Annotated in this window: 11 protein-coding genes; 9 read left to right on the forward strand and 2 right to left on the reverse strand. The window is 73.2% G+C overall.

Annotation, left to right across the window (positions count from 1 at the left end; genetic code table 11):
• Window positions 1-60 precede the first annotated feature (60 nt).
• Genes Actkin_RS14535 through Actkin_RS14550 form a run of 4 tightly spaced genes read left to right on the forward strand, consistent with a single transcriptional unit; the run spans window position 61 to window position 13,171 of the window.
• A complete protein-coding gene (locus tag Actkin_RS14535) occupies window positions 61-9,924 on the forward strand; it encodes a DNRLRE domain-containing protein (RefSeq protein ID WP_258907612.1) in 9,864 nt (3,287 codons plus the stop codon).
• Window positions 9,921-10,235, forward strand: coding sequence for a PIM8 family immunity protein (locus Actkin_RS14540; protein WP_189214131.1), 315 nt, complete (start codon window positions 9,921-9,923; stop codon window positions 10,233-10,235). Before Actkin_RS14535 ends, Actkin_RS14540 begins: the two co-directional genes overlap by 4 nt.
• A gap of 28 nt (window positions 10,236-10,263) precedes the next feature.
• Complete coding sequence (locus Actkin_RS14545; protein WP_258907613.1) at window positions 10,264-12,132, forward strand: S8 family serine peptidase; 1,869 nt, start codon at window positions 10,264-10,266, stop codon at window positions 12,130-12,132.
• Window positions 12,122-13,171 carry a Dyp-type peroxidase gene (locus Actkin_RS14550; protein ID WP_258907614.1) on the forward strand — a complete coding sequence of 350 codons (1,050 nt, stop codon included), beginning with the start codon at window positions 12,122-12,124 and terminating at the stop codon, window positions 13,169-13,171. The genes Actkin_RS14545 and Actkin_RS14550 overlap by 11 nt, the downstream gene beginning before the upstream one ends.
• A gap of 22 nt (window positions 13,172-13,193) precedes the next feature.
• Here the strand turns inward: Actkin_RS14550 and Actkin_RS14555 are convergent, their stop codons facing one another.
• Entirely contained in the window at window positions 13,194-13,757 is a 564-nt protein-coding gene (locus Actkin_RS14555; RefSeq protein ID WP_189214134.1) for an EF-hand domain-containing protein, read from the reverse strand.
• A gap of 125 nt (window positions 13,758-13,882) precedes the next feature.
• Window positions 13,883-14,755: an alpha/beta hydrolase family protein gene (locus Actkin_RS14560; RefSeq protein ID WP_189214135.1), complete on the reverse strand. Its 873-nt coding sequence runs from the start codon at window positions 14,753-14,755 to the stop codon at window positions 13,883-13,885.
• Window positions 14,756-14,923: 168 nt separating this feature from the next.
• Here Actkin_RS14560 and glpK point away from each other — a divergent pair, with 168 nt between their 5' ends.
• The 5 genes from glpK to Actkin_RS14585 are packed head-to-tail and all read left to right on the forward strand — an operon-like array spanning window position 14,924 to window position 20,349.
• On the forward strand, window positions 14,924-16,468 hold the full coding sequence (glpK, locus tag Actkin_RS14565) for a glycerol kinase GlpK (protein ID WP_396122971.1): 1,545 nt from the start codon (window positions 14,924-14,926) through the stop codon (window positions 16,466-16,468).
• A gap of 2 nt (window positions 16,469-16,470) precedes the next feature.
• Window positions 16,471-17,997 (forward strand): glycerol-3-phosphate dehydrogenase/oxidase, encoded by a 1,527-nt coding sequence (locus Actkin_RS14570; protein ID WP_258907615.1) that lies wholly within the window; start codon window positions 16,471-16,473, stop codon window positions 17,995-17,997.
• The gene (locus Actkin_RS14575) at window positions 17,994-18,875 is read left to right on the forward strand and encodes an alpha/beta fold hydrolase (RefSeq protein WP_189214136.1); all 882 of its coding nucleotides are present in this window, start codon (window positions 17,994-17,996) and stop codon (window positions 18,873-18,875) included. Before Actkin_RS14570 ends, Actkin_RS14575 begins: the two co-directional genes overlap by 4 nt.
• The gene (locus Actkin_RS14580) at window positions 18,869-19,627 is read left to right on the forward strand and encodes an ABC transporter ATP-binding protein (protein WP_258907616.1); all 759 of its coding nucleotides are present in this window, start codon (window positions 18,869-18,871) and stop codon (window positions 19,625-19,627) included. Before Actkin_RS14575 ends, Actkin_RS14580 begins: the two co-directional genes overlap by 7 nt.
• Entirely contained in the window at window positions 19,624-20,349 is a 726-nt protein-coding gene (locus tag Actkin_RS14585; RefSeq protein WP_189214138.1) for an ABC transporter ATP-binding protein, read from the forward strand. The genes Actkin_RS14580 and Actkin_RS14585 overlap by 4 nt, the downstream gene beginning before the upstream one ends.
• Window position 20,350 lies beyond the last annotated feature (1 nt).

A 20,350-nucleotide genomic window follows, 5' to 3' on the forward strand; every position in this document is an offset into this window, starting at 1 on the left:
GGCCGGGAGTGCCGTGGTCACCTGGGGGTGGCAGCTGCCCGGCGTCGACCTGGGGGGTCCGTGCGCACGCGCGTCTTCGGCATGCCTAGATTCCTGCTGCTCGCCCTGGCTCTGCTGCTCGCCGTGGGCGCGCTGCCGTTCACCGGGCTCTTCGACGGCGAGCCCGATCCCGTGGCCGAGGCGGGTCCGCCGACCCGCGTGCGCGAGCTGGTCGACCGGCGCTCGGCCGTGCAGCGGGTGTTCGAGCTGTCCAACGGCCAGTTCGAGGCCGAGGTCTCCGCCCGGCCACGCCACTACCGCGACGGCGACACCTGGCGGGACATCGACACCGCCGTCCGCGAGCACGACGCCGACGGGTTCGCCTACGCCAACACCGACAACGCCTTCCACACCGCCTTCGGCGAGGACAGCGGCCGGATGGCCCGCTTCGCGCTCGGCCACACCCGGGTCGACCTCGGCATCGACGGTCCACAGCGCACTCTCGACCCGGAGGCCGACGGCGACACCGTCACCTATCCCGACGCCTTCGACGGAGCCGACCTGCGCTACCAGGTCACCGGTGAGGCGCTGAAGGAGGAGATCGTCCTCCACCGCGCGCCCGCCGACCCGACCTACCGGTTCACCGTCGCCGCGGAGGGCGTCACCGCCCGCGCCCAGGACGACGGCTCCATCGGTTTCTTCGCAGGCGACGGCCCGCCGCTGTACGTCATGCCCGCCCCCTTCATGCACGACAGCGCCGACGACCCGAAGTCCCCGCACGGCAAGGCGTGGAGCGACAAGGTCACCCAGACCGTCGAGCAGGACGGCGACCGGGTGACCGTCGTCGTGCGCGCGGACAAGGACTGGCTGCACGACCCCGCCCGCGCCTACCCGGTCGTCATCGACCCCACCATCCGCGTCGACCCGACCTCGACCGGCGGGCAGGACGTGCAGATCTGGTCGGACACCCCCGACCGCAACGACGGGGCCAGCTACCGGCTCTCCGTGGGCACCGACCCGTGGGGCAGGGCCCGCGCCCTGGTCAGGTTCGACACCTCCGTCGTGCCCGCCGGGACCACGCTCGCCTCCGCCAAGCTGCGCCTGTACTACGACAACGAGCTGCACACCGACGCGGGCGACATCGCCGTCGAGGCGCGGCGGATCACCGGGCCGTGGGCGGAGGACAGCGCCACCTGGAACACGATCCACAGCGCCTTCGCCGAGGCCGGGCTGTCCACCGCCGTCCGCAGGGCCGGTGTCGCGGGCGTCTGGCACGAACTCGACGTGCGCAACATCGCCCAGTCCTGGGTGTCCGGCTCCGCGGCCAACCACGGCGTGATGGTCAAGGCCGTCGACGAGAGCACGCTCGGCCGCGGCGGCGCGGTCTACCTCGGCGCCGAGGGCGACTACAACGGCGACGCCCCCACCAACCCGCAGCTCGTGCTCACCTACGGCCGCCCTGGCGTCGCGCTGCACCCGATCGCCAAGACCTATGCGACCGGCGCCGAGCTCACCTGGTCGCCCTACCCCGACCCGGACCCGGCGAACCCGGCCGACGACCTCGTCGAGTACCAGGTGCACCGCTCGGCGGCGCAGGTCTTCACGCCGTCGTCGGCCACGCTCGTCGGCACGGTCGGCAGCAGCGTCACCAGGTTCACCGACACCACCGCGGCGCCGACGCCCGCCGACCGGCCCGACCTGCAGTGGAACGCCTATCACTACATGGTCGTCGCCAAGTCGCGCGACGGGCAGCTCGTCCCCGGCGCGACGCAGCTGGCCCGCACGCCCAAGGCGGGCCTGGTCACCCAGCTGTTCCGGGCCACGGCGGACACCACCATCGCGGCCAACCTGCCGACCGCCAACCACAACCAGGTGGCGGGCCAGCCGTGGCTGATGGTGGGCAACAACAGCGGCACCTACGGCAAGTCGCGCGCGCTGGTGCGCTACGACCTGTCCGCCATCCCGCCGGGCACCGAGGTCGTCGACGCCGACCTGTCGATCTGGGGCTTCTACACCTACGGCAGCGGCGCGGTCTTCGACGGCCATCCGCTGACCCGTCCGTTCACCGAGAGCCAGGCCACCTGGAACCAGGCGGCCACCGGCGTGCCGTGGACCGCGCCGGGCGGGGACGCGGCTGCCGCCGCCGACCACGTCATCGGCATCCAGGACCGGCCGACCTGGCACATCTGGGAGAACGCCGCGATGGCGCAGGCCTGGGTGGACAACCCGGCCGCCAACCACGGCTTCATGGTCAAGGTGCGCGACGAGGCGGGCGCGGGCCAGCGCGTGCTGCTGCACTCCGACGAGGCGGGCGAGCCGATGCTGCGGCCCAACCTCGCCGTCACCTACCGGATGCCCGCGCCCATCCCGACCGCCCCGCAGGTGGTCTCCTACGACTACCCGGCCGACGGACAGCCGCACGGCGGCCCCGACGAGCCGGGCACGTTCACCTTCAAGACGGCGGGCGCCGTCCCGATCGCGGGCTTCCGCTGGCAGCTCAACGGCGGCGCCACGACCGACGTCGCCGCCACCGGCAAGGTGCTCGTCGCGGTCACCCCGACCACCGCGGGACCGCACACGCTGACCGTCCGGTCCTACACCGCGGAGGGCGCCGTCTCGGCCCCGACGACGTATGAGTTCGTCGTCGCCACCCCGCCCGCGCCGATCCCGGACGCGCCGCGGGTGTCGTCGGTGGACTACCCGACCGAGGGCGAGCACGGCGGCCCCGGCCGGGAGGGCGTGTTCACCTTCCAGCCCACCGGGACCGTCCCCGTGACCGGCTACCGCTGGCGCTTCGGCGACGGCCCGACGACGGACGTGCCCGGCACCGGCCGCGTCGACACCCGCATCGCCCCGCCCTCGGCGGGAGCGCAGACGCTGACGGTGTGGGCGTTCAACGCCGACGGCGCGCTGTCGCAGCCCACCGAGTACACCTTCACCGTCGCCGACGCCCCGGTCGGCGTGCCGGACGCGCCCCAGGTGTCCTCAGTGGACTACCCGGCCGACGGGCAGCCGCACGGCAGCCTCGGGCAGGCGGGCGTGTTCACCTTCCGCGCGGTGGGCAGCCTGCCGCCGGACGTGTTCCGCTACCAGCTCGACACCGACGCCGCGCCCACCGAGGTCGCCGTCGCCGACGGCACGGCCACCGCCACGCTCATCCCGGTCCGGTCGGGCAAGCGCACGCTGACCGTGTGGGCCAAGATCACCGGCACCGGCGCGCTCTCCGCGCCCACCACCCACACCTTCGTCGTCGGCACGCCCGCGGGCGGCCGCGAGTACCACTACGACGCCGCGGGCCAGCTCGCGGGCGTCACCACCGACACCGGCGAGGCCGCGGCGTTCCACTACGACGACGCGGGCAACCTGCTGCGCACCGACCGCTACGCCACCGCGACGCCGAGCGTGTTCGCCGTCGTCCCGGCGCGCGGGCCGGTCGGCGCCCGGGTGGAGATCAGCGGCACCGGGTTCAGCACGACCCCGGCGGAGAACGCCGTCGCCTTCGACGGCATCGCCGCTACCGTGACCTCGGCCACCGCGTCGCGGATCACCGCCGTCGTCCCGGCGGGCACGACCGACGGCGCGGTCACCGTCACCACGCGCGGCACGACCGCGTCGGCGCCCCGGCCGTTCCTGGTGAGCGCGGCGACGTCCGCGCCCACCATCACCGCGATCTCCACCGACCGGGGCACCCGCGACGAGCTGGTGACCATCACCGGCACCGGGTTCGACCCGGACAAGACCCGCGATATCGTGCTGTTCCACCGCACGGTCGCCCAGGTGCAGTCCGCGAGCCCGACCAGCATCACGGTCAGGATCCCGGAGGCGGCGTCCTCCGGGAAGATCACCGTGCGCACGCCGGGCGGGGTCGCCGAGAGCGCGGGCACGTTCCTGGTCGCCCCGCGCGGGTTCGCGATGTCCGGCCTGGTCTACGGCGGCACGATCAGCGCGGGCAGCCCCGCCGTCGACGTCGCCGTGCCCGCGGGCAAGTCCGCGCTGGTGCTCGTCGAGGGCATCGCGGGCGAGCGGGTCAACGTCACGCTGGACAACAACACCATCCCCGTCCGTTCCGCGATGTGGATGTTCACCCCGTACGGCGGCAACTTCGCCCGGCAGGCGCTCGGCGACCCGCTGGACCTGTGGGCGGGCGGACGGCTGAGCCAGGACCTGCCCGCCTTCCCCACCACCGGCACCTACGCGCTGGTCCTGGAGCCCAACGACGACGGCGCGGGCTCGGTGCGGATGTCCGCGTCGCACGACCTGACCGGCAGCAGGCTCACCAAGGACGGCGCGGGCGTCGGGTTCCAGATCACCGAGCTCGGTCAGACGGTGGAGTTCCCGTTCACCGCCAACCAGGGCGAGTGGCTCAGCCTCGGCCTGACCGAGATGAGCGAGCCGAACAACTACTACAACGTGCGGGTCTACCACCCGGACGGCAGCTACAACACCTGGTCGTCGCGTCCGAGCGTGCACACGCCGACGATGGTGTTCAGGACCAAGCAGGCCGGTGAGCACAAGGTCACCGTCTCGTTCGACTCCACCGAGCTGGGCTTCGCCAGGCTGTGGCTGTCCGGGGTGATCGACGGCGAGCCGCTGGTGGTGGACGGCCCGGGCACGCCCATCCGCATCCAGCGGCCGGGCCAGTCGGTGCGGCTGCCCTTCCAGGGCACGGCCGGGCAGGTGCTCGGCCTCGGCTACACCGAGAACACCCTGGCGCAGAACGACCGGCCCGCGTTCCCGTCGGCGATCATGTCCGAGCCCGACGACGTGCAGGTCGAGGTGCGCACCGGCTGGGCGGAGACGCGGGACGTCCCCACCCTGCGCAAGACCGGCGCGCACAACCTGTTCGTCACCGGCTGGCAGGCCGTCGGCACGGTGAAGGTGTGGCTGTCCACGGGCGTCCAGGGCGGCGTGATCGCCACCAACAGCGTCAAGGACGTCACCGTCGAGCGGCCCGGCCAGGACGTCTGGCTGGACTACGACGGCGTGGCGGGCCGCCCGCTGTTCCTGACCACCACCGACCGGGCCATCTCCGGCGAGGTGTCGATCCAGGTCTACCGGCCCGACGGCGTGCGGATCGGGCTGCGCAACCGCACGGTCGACATCCCGACGCTGCCCACCACCGGGCGCTACCGCGTCCAGGTCGACCCCGAGACGCCCGGGACCGGCGCGCTCGGCGTCGTCGCCGCCGAGCCGAGGGACGTCGGCGAGCTGGTCGCGGGCGCGACGCCGACCGACCTCACCCTCGACCTGCCCGGCCAGCGCGTGGTCGGCCGGTTCACCGGGACGGCCGGGGAGCGGCTGAGCCTGGGCACCAGCCCGTCGAGCTTCGCCAACGTCCGGGTCAAGGTGATCAAGCCCGATGGGGCGAACCTGGAGAACCTGACCATCGACACCCGCTTCGGCATCGACCTGCCCGCGCTCCCGGTCACCGGCGAGTACCGGGTGGAGATCACCCCGTCGACGGTCGCCGAGGGCACCCTGCGCCTGACGCTGTCCGGCGAGGCCGACGCGGGCCTGCTCGAACTGGGCACCGCCAAGCGCATCACCATCGACCGCGCCGCGCAGAACGGCAAGGCCACCTTCGCCGCGACGGCCAACCAGCGGCTGCGGATGCGGCTCGGCCTGGGCTTCCCGAACAACTACGGCACGTACTACTCCATCATCGCGCCGGACGGGACCTACGTCGCGCGGCACTGGTGGGCGTCCTATCTGGACTTCTCCCTGCCGACGCTGTCGCAGACGGGCACCTACACCCTGGTGTTCGACCCGACCGCGGGGTCGGTCGGGACCCTGGACGTGACCGTGTACGTCCCGCCGACGGCGGCCGGGGCGAGCGCGGAGACGGCGTCCGCGCCGGTCACCCCGCGCCAGCCCGACTGCGCCCCGGTGCCCAGCGCGGCGCGGCCGGGCGCGTCGGCTGCCGACCGCGACCCCGCCGAGGAGGTGGAGGAGCCGGGCTCGGCGCTGCCGTACGGCTGCGAGGAGCCGGACTCGCTGGGCTGGCGCCCGGACGCGCTCAACCTCAACGGCGACGGCTGGTCCACCCGCCACGACCCCGCGCCCGTGCGCGAGCGGCCGCTGCAGTTCCCGCTCGGGTTCACCGGCGTGGCGGGCAAGGTCCTCAGCACCGCGGGCGCCCCGCTGGCCGGGGTCAAGGTGAGCGTGGGCGACCAGCAGACCTCGACCGACGACCAGGGCCGCTTCGTGCTCACCGGGGTGCCGTCCGGGCACGTCGCGGTGCGCGTGGACGGCCGGGGCGCAGGCGACCACGGCGTGTTCGACATCGGCGTCGACCTCGCCCGCGGCCAGGTGCTCGTGCTGCCGCACACGGTGTTCCTGCCCGAGCTGGACCCGGCGGGCACCGTGCGCGTGGCCAGCCCGACCACCAGCGACGTCGTGCTGACCACCAAGGCCATCCCCGGCCTCGAGGTCCGCATCCCCAAGGGCACGGTCGTCCGCGACGCGGACGGGAACGTGGTCACCGAGCTGAACCTCACGCCCATCCCGATCGACCGCGCGCCGTTCCCGCTGCCGCCGACCAAGGTGCCGGTGTACTTCACCGTGCAGCCCGGCGGGGGCACGCTGTTCCCCGAGGGCGCGACGATCGTCTACCCGAACTACACCAAGGAGCCGCCGGGCACCCGGACCCAGTTCTGGAACTACGACCCCGACGGCAAGGGCTGGCACATCTACGGCCAGGGCACGGTCTCGGCCGACGGCAAGCAGATCGTGCCGGACGACGACGTGAAGTTCTACCGGCTCACCGGGGCGATGACCGCGGTGCCCGGGATGAACCCGCCGCCCAAGGCGCCCATCCCCGGCGGCCAGCTCGGCGGCGACCCGGTCGACCTGGCCACCGGCCTGCTCGTCGACGAGGCCGTCGACCTGGTGGTCGACGACATCATGCCGATCGAGATCAAGCGCACCTACCAGCAGGGCGACCCGGACGTGCGGCCCTTCGGCGTCGGCACGAACTTCGACTACGGCATGTTCCCGTGGTCGCCGGGGCAGATCGGCAACTTCGACTTCTCCCAGTTCGACCTGATCCAGCCCAACGGCGCGAAGATCCACTACCACCGGGTCTCGCCCGGCTCGGACTACGCGGGCGCGGTGTTCCGCGCCGACCCGACGCCGACGGAGTACGACGGCTCGACCGTGCGCTGGAACGGCGACGGCTGGGACGTCGAGCTGCGCGACGGCCGGGTGATCGTGCTCGCCGACGAGGCCCCGATGCAGTCCATCCGGGACAAGTTCGGCAACACGACCACGATCACCCGCGCGCCCGCGCCGCCGTGGACCGACGGCAAGGTGCGGCTCAACGGGCCGATCACCCAGATCACCTCGCCGAGCGGGCGCTGGGTGAAGTTCACCTACGACAGCGGCAACCCGCCGCGCGTCGCCGCCATCGAGGACAACCTGGGCCGCCGGGTGTCCTACACCTACGACTCGACCGGGCGGCTGAGCACCGTCACCGGCCCCGACGGCGGTGTCACCCGCTACACGTGGGAGAACGGCCTGCTCAAGACCATCACCAAGCCGAACGGCAACCGCTACCTGGAGAACGAGTACGACGCCGAGAAGCGGGTCAAGCGGCAGGTCGAGGCCGACGGCGGCGTGACGACCTTCGACTACACCGCGGTCAACGGCGTCATCACCGAGACCCGGATGACCGACCCGCGCGGGCACGTGCAGCGGTTCACGTTCAACGCCAAGGGCCGCGTCCTCACCGACACCCGCGCCTTCGGCACCCCGCTGGCCCAGACGCTCACCCACGAGTACGACACCGCTGGCGTGCGGCGAGTGGCCACTGTGGACGCGCTCGGCAGGCGCACGACGTACGCGTACAACGACCTCGGGCAGGTCAGCGAGACGGTCACGCTGGCGGGCACGCCCGAGGCGCGCACGGAGCGGTTCGAGTACAACGGCCCGCACGCCGAGCTGACCAAGCACACCGACATCTACGGCAAGACCACCGTGCACGAGTACGACGCGCGCGGCGGACCGCTGGGCACGACCGACCGGCTCGGCAAGCGCACGGCGTTCGAGACCGACCTGTCCGGCCAGATCACCAAGACGACCGACCCGGCGGGCAAGGCGACCACCACCGAGTACATCGGCGGGGACGCCGTGCGGATCACCGACCCGCTGGGCCGGGTCACGGCGACCGCGTTCGACGGCATCGGCAGGCCGGTCCGCACCACCGACCCGCGCGGCGCGGCCACCGACACCACCTACACCGCGCGCGACCACATCGCCTCGGTGACCGACCCGCTGGGCCGCGTCACGGCCTACACCTACGACGACAACGGCAACCGCACCAAGGTGCGCGACCCGCGCGGCGGCGAGACGGTGTTCGCCTACAACTCCATCGACCGCGTCTCGTCGGTGACGGACCCGCTGGGCGCGGTGGAGACGTTCGAGTACGACCTGCACGGCAACGCGGTCAAGCACACCAGCAGGCGTGGGATCGTCACGACCCACACCTACGACGAGCTGGACCGGCGCACGCGCACGGAGTTCGGCACGGAGATCGCTGTCGACTACGGCTACGACGCTGCCAACCGGACCGTCCGGGCCGAGGACTCGACCAGCGGCGTCGTCAGCACGGAGTACGACGGCCTCGACCGGGTGACGATGAGCACGACGCCGCACGGCACGGTGTCCTACTCGTACAGCCCGACCGTCCGCGACCGGACCATGACCGTGCCCGGCGGGACGACCGTGCGCCACGTGTACGACGCCGAGCAGCGCCTGTCCGCGATCGAGCGGGACGGCACGGTGGTCTCCGCCGTCGTGCGCGACGACCGGGGGCTGGCGACCCGCGTCGGCGCGCCCGGCGCGGGCGTGCACCAGACGCAGAGCTACGACGACGCGGGCCGGGTCACGGGCATCACCTACCGCAGGGACCAGCAGGTCCTCGGCGAGCTGACCTACGGCCGCGACGCGGCCGGGCTCCCGGTCAGCACGGGCGGGTCGTTCTCCCGTGGGCTGCTGCCCGAGCCGTTCAGCGGCGCGTACGACGCGGCCAACCGCCTGACGAGCGTCGGGTCGACGGCCGTCGCCTACGACGCCGAGGGGCACCTCACCTCCGACGGCGTGACCACCTACACCTGGAACGCCAGGGGCCAGCTGGCCGGGCTGTCCCGGCCGGGCGTGTCGGCCGCCTTCACCTACGCGGCGGCGGGCGAACGGCTCGGCAGGACGGTCAACGGGACCACCACCCACTACCTGTACGACGGGCCGAACCCGCTGCAGGAGCTGGTGAACGGGACCGTCACGGCCACGATGACCAGCTCCGGCATCGACGGCTGGCACACCCGGCAGGCCGGGGGCGTGGAGCGGCGCGTGCTCACCGACGCGCTGGGCAGCACCGTGGCCCTGGTGGACGCGTCGGGCGCGGGCGCGGCGTACTCCTACGAGCCGTTCGGCCGCACCCAGGTGACCGGCGATGACCTCGGCAACCCGTTCCGCTACACCGGCCGCGAGGACGACGGCACCGGGCTCTACCACTACCGGGCCCGCTACTACAGCCCCGTCCTGCAGCGGTTCATCAGCGAGGACCCGATCGGCTTCGCAGGCGGGGTCAACCTGCACGCCTACGCGGCCAACCAGCCCACGCACGCCACCGACCCGGACGGCAAGAAGCCGTACGTGCCGGGCGCGTACCTGGTCGACAAGGCGTTCAAGGCGCCCAAGCAGACCACCCCGGGCACCCGGACGCTGACGGGCGAGTACATCAACGACCGAGGACCCGGCGGCGTGCGCGTGGAGCCGTGGGTCGCCCACTACGACCAGTACGGCAGGCTCATCGGCCGGACCGACTACAACGCGGGCCTGCCCAAGCAGGGCATCCCGGACGTGCACCACCACAAGTTCGAGTACGGTCCTGGGCGCCAAGGTGGCCAGGAAACCGTGAAGCACGCCCCGGGGGAGTACCCAGGATGACCGCGTTGTCGGACTACGCCGCGCTGTACCGGCAAGGGGACTGGACGATCGTCCGCGCCGTCGTCGAGCGCGGTGACGACACCGAACTGGACCTGCGGCTGGAGGTGACGCTGGATGGGGCACGGGCGAGCCTGTGCTTCACCGGCGTGACCGACCTGGAGTTCCGCGCGCCGTCGCCGTGGCTGGCCCTGACCCTGCAGATCGTCGACGTCTCCGCCGACGGTCTTGAGGGGGTCCACTACAAGGTCACGGACCCGGACAACGGCACGGCGTCGTTCTGGTGCGCCGGATTCGAGATCGTCCGCGAATGACGCGGCAAACGACTGGGGGTAACCGATAGTGGGCATCAGGAGATGGGCGGCGGGCGCAGTCGCGGTGGCGTTGGCCGTGGTCGGGGCGGGACAGGCGCAGGCGGTTCCCGAAGGGGTCGTGCACGCGGCCGGGGCGCAGGTGGTGGAGGGCCGCTACATCGTGGCGCTCAAGCCCCGGCCCGGGGTGGCCGCGCAGGCCGCCGCCGAGGACATCGCCGGGCGCTACGGCGTGCAGGTCGAGCGGGTCTACCGGCGGGCGCTGACCGGGTTCGTGGTCAGCGCCGACCCGAAGGACGCGCGGCGGCTGGCCGCCGACCCCCGGGTGGCCAGGGTCGAGGCCGACGCCGTGGTCTACGGCACCGGCACCCGGGTGAACCCGGTGTGGAACCTGGACCGGATCGACCAGCGCACCTCCATCCTCGACGGCGCCTACCACTACCCGGACGAGGCCGGGGCCGGGGTGACGGCGTACGTCTTCGACACCGGCATCCGCACCTCGCACGCCGAGTTCGGCGGGCGGGCGAGCGTCGGGTTCGACGCGATCGGCGACGGGTGGAACGGCCAGGACTGCAACACCGAGGGGCACGGCACGCACGTCGCCGGGACCATCGGCGGCGCGGAGCACGGCCTGGCCGCCCGCGTCGACCTGGTGTCGGTGCGCGTGCTGAGCTGCGAGAACCTGGGCACGGTCAGCCAGATCATCGCCGGGGTCGACTGGGTGACGCAGAACGCGATCAAGCCCGCGGTCGCCAACATGAGCCTCGGCGGCGGGGCATCGGAGCTGGAGGACGCCGCCGTCGCCAACTCCATCGCCAGCGGGGTCACCTACGTGGTCGCCGCGGGCAACTGGGAGCGCGACGCCTGCGAGTACAGCCCGGCCCGCGTGCCCGGCGCCATCACCGTGGCCGCCAGCAACTCCAGCGGCGAGCGCGCCCGGGGGTGGGGCGGCGAGCAGAGCGGGTCCAACCACGGGTCCTGTGTGGACATCTTCGCGCCCGGCCAGGAGATCAAGTCCGCGCACAACGGCTCCGACACCGCCACGCGCATCCTGCGCGGCACCTCGATGGCGTCCCCGCACGTCGCGGGCGCGGCGGCGCTGGTGCTGTCCCGCTTCCCCGACGCCACGCCCGCCGAGGTCACCGACATCCTGCTCGCCAGGGCCACCGTCGACGCCCTCGACCCGGCCGCCCTCGGCGCGGGCTCGCCCAACCGCCTGCTCTACACCGGCGGGTCGTTCGAGCCGCCGGACCGCGACTTCGGCGTCGCCGTGGGGTCCACCGCCGTCACGGTCGAGGTCGGGTCCAGCACGACCGTCCCGATCACCACCACGAACCTGGTCGACAAGCCGCAGACCCTGGCGGTCACCGCGTCCGGCGCGCCCGCGGGGGCGAGCCTGTCGGTGAGCCCGGCGTCGGTGCCCGCGGGTCAGGGGGCGACGCTCACCATCGCCGTGACCGGCGACGCCCCCAGCTTCACCGCGACCGTCACCGCGACCGGGCCGTACGGCCTCGTGCGGACCGCGACCGTGGACGTGACCGTCCCTCCGCGTGTGGTGTGCACGTTGGAGAACACCACGCGCACGCCCATTCCGGACATGGAGACGGTCACCAGCACGCTGACCGTCACGTCCTGTCCGCGTCAGGTCTCGTCGGCGCCGACCGTGCGGGTCCGGGTCGAGCACACCTACCGCGGCGACCTGTCCGTCCGACTGGTCTCACCGGACGGCGTGGAGCACACGCTCAAGGCGGCCGACGGCGCGGACGGGGCGGCGAACCTCGACCAGACCTTCCCGCTCACGCTCGCGCCGCAGCAGGCCAACGGCGAGTGGCGGCTGGTGGTCCGGGACAACTTCGGCTTCGACGTCGGCACGCTCGTCGGGTGGACACTTGCCCTCTAGCGACCCGTCCGCCGGGCGGGGACGCCCCACCCGGCGGACGGTGCTGGCCGCCGCGGTGGGCGCGCTGACCGCGAGCTGCGCGCCCACCGCGGATCCAGCGCCGACCACGCGAACGGGCGGCCTGGACCCGCCGCACCAGGACGCCGCCCTGGACCTGCGGGCGCTGCACCAGGACGGCGTCCTGGCGCCGCCCGCCGCGCTCACCCTCACGGCCTTCGACGTCACCGCGGCCGATCGGGCTGGCCTGGCGGCGGCGCTGCGGGCCGCGGGGGAGATCCCGGGCGCGGTGGTCTCGGTGGGCGCGTCCCTGTTCGACGGCCGGTTCGGCCTCGCCCCGCCGCGCCTGCTGCGCCCGATGCCCGCCTTCCGCGCCGACGTGCTCGACCCGGCGTGGTGCCACGGCGACCTGCTGGTGGGCGCGCCCGACCCGGCCGCCGTGTCCCTGCCCGGCACGCGGCGGCTGTGGCAGATCAGCGGGACGGCCCACGAGCGCAACCTCTTCGGCTTCCGCGAGGGCGCGGGCAACCCCGCCCCGGACCTGGCCGACGACCTGGTCTGGGCGGGCCGGGACGAGCCCGCGTGGTGCGCGGGCGGGACCTACCTGGTGGTGCGCCTGATCCGATTGGCCATGCCCACCTGGAACGCCGAGAGCACGGAGGAACACGAGCGCGTCTTCGGCCGGACGAAGGACACCGACCTCCCGCTCGGCCAGTCCACTCCGGACCCCGACTACGCCACCGACCCCGACGGCGCCCGCATCGCCCTGGACGCCCACATCCGCCGCGCCAACCCCCGGACCCCGGAAAGCCAGGCCCACCGCGTCCTCCGCCGCGGCTACACCTATCGCCACTCGTCGGAGGACGTCGGCCAGATCTTCCTGTGCTACCAGAAGGACCTCGAACGCGGCTTCGAGGCCATCCAGCGCAGGCTCGCCGGGGAGGCCCTGGAGCGCTACACCCTCCCCTTCGGAGGCGGCTACTACTTCGTCCTCCCCGGCGAACCTGAGAACAGACCACTCGGGCACACGCTGCTGGCATAGCGTCCGCCGCTGATCACCGGCGTCACTGGGCCACGGGGTCGCCGAGCCACCAGTTGCCGGGGGAGGCGGGGTCGGAGCTGGTCCAGTACTCGATGGTGGCGCGGATGAACTCCTCCGGGGAGAGGTGGCCGTCGCCGTCGGTGTCGAGGTGGGTGAAAGCGGTCTGGGCGGCGGTCTCGGTCATGCCGGGGAAGTGGCCGTGCTGGTAGGCCAGGAACTCGCGGAACGTCACCGTGCCGTCGGCGTCGAGGTCGGCGATCTCCAGGAACGCCTCGGCCAGGGCGCCGAGGGTGGCCTGGGCGGCGGCGGGGTCGTCGGCCAGGGCGCTGGTGGAGGTGACGAAGCTGTCGCGGGAGATGCCGGGGGCTCCCGGCTCGACGTGCGGCAGGTGCACCTCGCGCCAGATGCGCAGATACATGTCGATGATCCGCTGTTCCTCCGGTGAGCCGGGCGCGTGGCCGAGGGACTCGGCGATGCGGCGGCCCATCAGCACGTGGTCGTCCTCGTCGAGCCAGCCGTCGCGGTCGGCGTCGAGGTGGTCGAAGCCACGCTGGATCTTGGTGGAGAGCAGTTCGGCGGGTGTCATGCCACCGAGCTTCGGATGATCAGCGCAGGCGGGACAAGCACGCTCACCGGATCGGGGACAACACCCACCCGTCCAGCCCAGAGCGCGGCCGTGGGCCCTGACCCGGCCAGGGCCCACGGCGGCGGTCAGGCGTGCGGGCAGGACGACCGGTACTCGGTCAGGTACGCCCCGGACGGCGGCGGGCAGAGGAAGCGGTCGTAGCGGGTGTCGCTGTCGATGAAGCGCTTGAGCCAGGCCACGGTGAACTTGCCGACCGTGGGGTGGTCCTCGAAGAGGAACGACGAGTTGTGCGTGGCGCCTGCCAGCTCCGCGTACGCGCGATCCCGGGCGTACACCAGGCTGTTGTAGAACACCTCCGCGTGCTGCTCCACGGTCGCCACCGTGTCATCGCTGCCGCCGATGAACATGGTCGGTGTGCGGATCCCGCTCCAGTTCTTGATCGTGTGGTACGGCGCCAGCGGCACAGCGGCCTTCAGGGACGGCCGGGCCCAGACCGCGTAGAGGGAGCCGCCGCCGCCCATCGAGTGGCCGACGACGCCCATGCGGTCGGGGTCGAGACGCTGCCGCACCGCCGTGGGGGACTTGGTGGCCAGGTGGTCCAGCGCCGCCAGCAACTGCTGCCCGCGCTCGGTGGGATCGTCGTACAGGCTGTTGGTGGTGACGGTGATGACCACGAACCCGTGCGAGGCCAGCCGGGAGCCGAGCCAGGCGATGTGGGCCTCGGTGGAGGTGTAGCCGGGGGAGACGGCCACCCCGCCGAAAGTGCCCTGGTCGGTCTCGTTGGGGTAGTAGATGGTTCCCCGGCCGAAACCGGCAGATGCCCAGTCGCTGACCGAGACCGTGGAATAGGTGAACGGGCCGGTCGCGGAGAGGACGCTCTGCTCGGTGGGGTCGGGGCCGCGCTGGTATTCGGTGGCCGCGGCGGCCGGGGGAGCGGCCGCGACGGCGAGGAACAGGGCGATGGCGGGCAGCGCCGCCGATGTCCTGGCGAACCGCATGGATGAACCTCCACGGGAGGAGTGCTGCGGGGATTTCGTTTCCCGAATGGGGCCATCACCATACGTCGGTGATCCCGAAATCGGTTATCCGCTGGTGATAACGCCAGCCGGGAACGTTATCCCGCGTTTCGTAGTGCCCCGCCTTTTCCTTTCCTACTGTCTTCGGCCGTGACCAGTCCGAACGAGGAGGGGGACCACATGGCGCAGCGCCTCGTCGCGGCTGTCGACCAGGGCACGACCTCGACCCGCTGCATGGTGTTCGACGCCGCGGGCCGGGTGCTCGGCGCCGACCAGCGGGAGCACACGCAGATCTTCCCCAGGCCCGGATGGGTGGAGCACGACGCTGCCCAGATCTGGGCGCGGACGCAGGAGGTCGTGGCGGGCGCGCTGCGGGCCGCGGGCGTCGCGCCCGGCGACCTGGCGGCGGTCGGGATCACCAACCAGCGGGAGACCACCGTCGTGTGGGACAGGGCGTCCGGGCGGCCGGTGCACAACGCGCTGGTCTGGCAGGACACCCGGACCGAGGCGCTCTGCGCCGACCTGGCCGCCGACCACGGCCGCGACCGCTTCCGGTCGGCGACCGGCCTGCCGCTGGCGTCCTACTTCTCCGGACCCAAGATCCGCTGGCTGCTCGACAACGTGCCCGGCGTCCGAGAGCGCGCCGAGCGCGGCGAGCTGCTGTTCGGCACGCTCGACACCTGGCTCATCTGGAACCTCACCGGCGGCGCGCTGCACGTCACCGACGTCACCAACGCCAGCCGCACGCTGCTGATGGACCTGCGGACGCTGGACTGGGACGACGCGATCCTCGACGCCATGGCGATCCCGCGCTCGCTGCTGCCGGAGATCCGCCCCTCCGCCCAGGTCTACGGCACCGCGCGCGGCGTGCTCGACGGCGTCCCGATCGCCGCGGCGCTGGGCGACCAGCAGGCCGCGCTGTTCGGGCAGACCTGCTTCGCCGAGGGCGATGCCAAGTCCACCTACGGGACCGGCGCGTTCCTGCTGCTCAACACCGGCCACGAACCGGTGCCCTCCGAGCACGGCCTGTTGACGACCGTCGGCTTCCAGCTCGCGGGCGAGGCGCCCGTCTACGCGCTGGAGGGGGCGATCGCCAACACCGGCTCGCTCACCCAGTGGCTGCGGGACCGCTTCGGCCTCATCGCCAGCGCTGGCGAGATCGAGGCCCTGGCCCGCTCGGTCCCCGACAACGGCGGGCTCTACCTGGTGCCCGCGTTCTCCGGCCTGTTCGCCCCGCACTGGAGCCCGGACGCGCGCGGCCTGCTGATCGGCCTCACCGGCTACGCGGGCAGCGGGCACCTGGCCCGCGCCGCGCTGGAGGCGACCGCGTACCAGACCCGCGAGGTCGTGGACGCCATGGCGCTGGACTCCGGGCTCGCGCTGGGATCGCTGCGCGTCGACGGCGGGATGACCGCCAACGGCCTGCTCATGCAGACCCTCGCGGACGTGCTCGACGTCGAGGTCGTCCGGCCCGAGGTCGCCGAGACCACCGCCGTGGGCGCTGCCTTCGCCGCCGGGCTGGCCGCCGGGGTCTGGGCGGACCTGGACGAGCTGCGCGCGTGCGGGACGCGGGAGACCCGGTGGCGGCCCGAACCGGGCGGCGGGTTCCGCGACCGGAAGTTCCGCAAGTACCGCAAGGCGGTCGAGCTGGCCAAGGGCTGGCTCGACGCCGACGACGCGATCGAGGGGAGGTAGCCGTGGTGGGCAAAGCGACGGCGACACACCGTGTCGCCGCCCGCGACGAGCTGCGGCGGGGCACGTTCGACCTGCTGGTCATCGGCGGCGGCATCGTCGGCATCGCCGCGGCGTGGACGGCGGCCCAGGCCGGGCTGCGGGTCGCGCTGGTCGACGCCGGGGACTTCGCGGGCGCGACGTCCAGCGCGTCGACCAAGCTCGTCCACGGTGGACTGCGCTACCTGCAGACCGGCAACATCCGCCTGGTCGCGGAGAACCACCGGGAGCGGCGCGCCCTCGCCGCCGAGATCGCCCCGCACCTGGTGACCCCGCGCCGGTTCATCGTCCCCGTCTACGGCGACGGCCCGCACGGCGCGGCCAAGCTCGGCGCCGGGGTGTTCCTCTATTCCGCCCTGTCGGCCTTCGGCGACGGACTCGGCCGCGTCATCAGCCGAACCGAGGCGCTGCGGCAGGTGCCCGCGCTGCGCGCCGACGGCCTGCGGGCCGCCGCGGTCTACACCGACCACCAGATGAACGACAGCCGCGTGGCGATCATGACCGTCCGCGCCGCGGTCGCCGCCGGGGCGGTCGTGCTCAACCACGCCGCCGTCGCCGCCCTGCGCACCAGCCACGGCCGGGTGGTCGGCGCCGAGGTGCGCGACGGCGTGGACGGCACGGAGTTCGGGATCGACGCCCGGCTGGTGCTCAACGCGACCGGGCCGTGGGTCGACCGGGTCCGCGCGCTGGAGGACCCCGCCGCCGCCCCGACCGTGCGGCTGTCCAAGGGCGCGCACGTCGTGCTCAAGCGGCGAGCGCCGTGGCAGGCGGCGGTCACCGCGCCCGTCGACAAGTACCGCGTCACGTTCGCCATACCCTGGGAGGACCACCTGCTGCTCGGCACCACCGATGAGGCCTACGACGGCGACCCCGCCGACGTGCGCGCCACCGACGCCGACATCACGACGATCCTCGACGAGGTGGGGCAGGCGGTGGGCGGACTCCGCCGCGACGACGTCACCTGCGCCTTCGCCGGGCTGCGCGTGCTGCCCGGCGGCCCGGGCGCGGTGGCCACCGCCAAGCGGGAGACCGTGATCACCGAGGGCCGCGGCGGCATGCTCTCCATCGCGGGCGGCAAGTGGACCACCTACCGGCACATCGGCCGGATGGTGCTGGACCGGCTCGGCCTCGGCGCGCGGACCCTGCCGACCACGCCGCTGCCCGGCGTCGCCGCCCCCGCCGCGGTCGCCCACCGCCTGGTGGCCGACCGGTCGAGCGGCGAGCCGATGGACCAGCGGATCGCCGCGCACCTGGCCACCCACTACGGCACGCTCGCACTCGACCTCGCCGACCTCATCCGGGCCGACCCCGCGCTGGCCGCCCCGGTCCACCCGGACGGGCCCGACATCTGGGCCCAGGTCGTCTACGCCCGCGACCACGAGTGGGCGGCGACCCCGGAGGACGTGCTGCGCCGCCGCACCACCCTCACCCTGCGCGGCCTCGACACCCCCGAGGTGCGGGACCGGGTCGACGCGCTGCTGGGGGACCGGTGAACGGCTTCACCGCGGCCGACGGGCTGCGCCTGCGCGTGCGCTCATGGCCGCACACAGGGGAGCTTCGCGGCGTAGTCCACCTCTCGCACGGCATGGGTGAGCACGCGGACCTCTACGACGGTCTCGCCACGACCCTGAGCCGCCACGGCCTCGCCGTCTACGCCCACGACCTGCGCGGCCACGGACTGTCCATGACGGACGGTCCGGGCCACCTCGGCGACGACGGGTGGAACCGCCTGGTCGACGACCTGCGGGTGTTGGCCGAGCTGCTGCGAGAGCGCCACCCCGGCCTGCCGCTCGTCCTGATGGGACACAGCATGGGCTCGTACGCGGTGCAGCAGCTCATGCTGGACCACGGCCACCTGCTGGACGGCGCGGTCCTCGCGGGCACCACCGCGCTGGACGGGCTGCTCGACCGGCTCGCCCGCGAGCCCGACCGGCTCGACTACTACAACGCGCGCTTCCAGCCCACGCGCACCCGCTACGACTGGCTCAGCCGCGACGACGCCTTCGTCGACGCGTTCCTGGCCGACCCGCGCTGCGCGTTCCCGCTCGACGGCGCGGGGCTGCGCGACATGCACGCCGCCGCGCCCCGGCTCGCCCGACCCCGGGGCGTGCCGCCGGGGCTGCCGCTCTACGTGGTGGTGGGCGACCGCGACCCGCTCAACGACGGGCTGGCGCTGAGCGACCTGCTCGTCCGCCGGTACCGCGCGGCGGGCCTGGTCGACATCACCTACCGCACCTACCGGGCGGCCCGCCACCAACTGCTCTACGAGACCAACAGCGCGGAGATCACCGCCGACCTCATCGGCTGGCTGACCCGCGTGACCGATCGAAGGAGTTCCGAGATGAGTCCCCCGCTGGAGAACACATGCTAGAGGTATCCGGCCTCACCGTGCGGTTCGGCGGCATCACCGCGCTCGACCACGTCGGGTTCACCGTGCGCCCGGGCGACATGGTCGGGCTCATCGGGCCCAACGGCGCTGGCAAGACCACGCTGTTCAACTGCCTGACCCGCCGCTACCAGGCCGACGAGGGGACCGTCCGCTGGGACGGGGCCGACCTGCTCGCCGTCGCCCCGCACGCCATCGTGGGGATGGGCATCGCGCGGACCTTCCAGAACCTGGGCCTGTTCCCGGAGCTGTCGGTGCGCGACAACGTGCTCGTCGGCGCGCACCGCCACGCCAAGGCGGGCTTCCTGTCGGCGGCGCTGCGGTTGCCGTCCGTGCGCAGGGAGGAGGCGGCGCTGCGCGCCGAGGCCGACGCCCTGCTCGACCGGCTCGACCTCGCCGCCGTCGCCGACCACCCGGCCGCCGGGCTGCCGTTCGGCACGCTCAAGCGGATCGAGCTGGCCCGCGCGCTGGCCGCGCGGCCCCGGCTGCTGCTGCTCGACGAGCCGTGCAACGGCCTCAGCCACGGCGAGGTCGACGAGTTCGCCGCGCTGCTGCGCGCGTTGCGCGAGGAGCGGGAGCTGACCGTCATCGTCGTGGAGCACCACATGGGATTCGTCATGGGGATCTGCGACCGCGTGGTGTGCCTGGAGTTCGGCCGCAAGATCGCCGACGGCACGCCTGCCGAGGTGCAGAACGACCAGGCCGTCCGGGACGCCTACCTGGGAGCGGCGGCATGAGCGCGCACGCCTTCCTCACCGTCGAGGACCTCCACGCCGGGTACGGCGCCGGGAAGGTCCTGCACGGCATCGGGTTCGACGTCGCCGAGGGGGAGATCTGCGCGGTCCTCGGACCCAACGGCGCGGGCAAGACCACCCTGCTCCGCGCGCTGTGCGGGATGATCCGCACCGAGGGCGTCCTGCGGCTCGACGGCGTCGCGCTGCCTCGGCGCAGGCCGGAGTCGGTGGCGCGGATGGGCGTGGCCCACGTCCCCGAGGGGCGCGGCACCTTCGCGCCGCTGAGCGTGGCGGAGAACCTGCGCCTCGGCGCGTACACCCGCCGCGACCGCGCCGCCGTCGCCGAGGACATCGAGCGCGTCTACGACTACTTCCCCGTCCTGCGGGAGCGGCGGGCGCAGGCGGCGGGCAGCCTCAGCGGCGGCGAGCAGCAGATGGTCGCCATCGGGCGGGCGCTGATGTCGCGCCCTCGGCTGATCCTGCTCGACGAGCCGTCGCTCGGCCTGGCCCCGCTGGTCACCCGCGAGCTGTTCCAGATCGTCCGCGCCGTCAACGAACGGGAGCGCACCACCGTGATCCTCGTCGAGCAGAACGCGCACCTCACCCTGGAGTTCGCCCACCGGGCGCACGTCCTGGAGACCGGGCGCGTCGTGCTCTCCGGCGCCGCCGCCGACATCCGCGCCGACGCGCAGGTGGCCAGGGCCTACCTCGGGATCGAGGGATAGC

Source organism: Actinokineospora sp. UTMC 2448 (assembly GCF_024760565.1).
In the GTDB taxonomy this organism is placed as follows: domain Bacteria; phylum Actinomycetota; class Actinomycetes; order Mycobacteriales; family Pseudonocardiaceae; genus Actinokineospora; species Actinokineospora fastidiosa.